Below are 1,064 nucleotides of genomic sequence, written 5' to 3'. Positions count from 1 at the left end.
GATTGCCTCGAGGAGGTTGCAGCGTCGAGAGTGCCCTGGCGACCTGCGACGGCCACGCCGAGCTTTTCAATGTCGCGCTGCGGAACCATCCCCGGGTTGCGCTTCTGCAGTTCAGTCTTGGTATCCAGCTCGTCCTGTGCCTGCTGCAGCGAGCTCTTTGCCTCCTGAAGCTGGCCCTCTGCCTTCATTATGTCGGACTGCGCTGCCAACATGGCGGCGTCGACTTCAGCGATCTTGCGCTTGGCCGTCAAGAGTGCGGCTTCCTGCTTGGCGCTGTCGAGCCTGAAGAGCACGTCACCTTGCTTTACGTCGGCGCTGACATCGACGTGAACCTCCGCAACCCGGCCGGTGACTTCGGACACAATCGGAACGGTTCGATAGAACAACGTCGCCGACGTGGTGGATGGATGAAAATAGAAGATCATCGTGATGAGTGAGACCGTCAGCATCAGACACGTGACGATGCCGAACCGCAGTTCGTACCACACCGAGTAGAGCGTGATCTCGTGTCCGAAGCGCTTCCCCTGTCGATAGCGGCGATAGAGATAGTCCGGAAGGATCGTGAAAGTGGCGCAGAGGAGGAGCTCAAGCATTGCCCGGTGTCCCCCGCTTGAGATCGCGTTCGATCCTGCTCTTGATTTCGTCCACGGCTGCGCTGGTTTTCACCACGTCTGGCACTGTAGCAGAGTGAGGCGGAGCATGGTTGGGCACTTCGGTAGCATCCGGCTCCGGCGCACCGCCGGCCATTCTTTCGACCGCTCCAGCGATCTTCCGCAGCGGCGTGCTGAAGTCCGGCAAGTCGATCATGGCGAGAAACAAGCCGATCACCCAAAACAGATGATGATGCGTGAACAGCGCGAGAAGTCCAAGCACTGCCACGATTTCAAATTGAAACTTCTGCGACTTATGGGCCATCCGCTCCGGCATCGTATGCAGGTGCAAATAGAAATTGCCGACCATCAGAACGGCGGCGACAAGAACGACGCCGACAACCACCATGATGACGTCGGTGTCACCTGGAGCAGTGATGAAGCCTGGTAGATGATGCGGCGTAGCCGGATGCA

At 58.6% G+C, this 1,064-nt stretch carries 2 protein-coding genes; both read right to left on the bottom strand.

Features of this window, described 5'->3' with window-relative positions; genetic code table 11:
* The coding region (locus tag AC0L23_RS39945) for an HlyD family secretion protein (protein WP_473358418.1) at nt 1-593 on the bottom strand (593 nt) is incomplete at its 3' end.
* Nucleotides 586-1,064: hypothetical protein (locus tag AC0L23_RS39940; protein WP_473358417.1), on the bottom strand; the 479-nt coding region annotated here is incomplete at its 5' end. The genes AC0L23_RS39940 and AC0L23_RS39945, both read right to left, overlap by 8 nt.

This window comes from Bradyrhizobium sp. MI1.4, from assembly GCF_055811315.1.
This window is presented reverse-complemented; position numbering and strand designations above follow the sequence as displayed.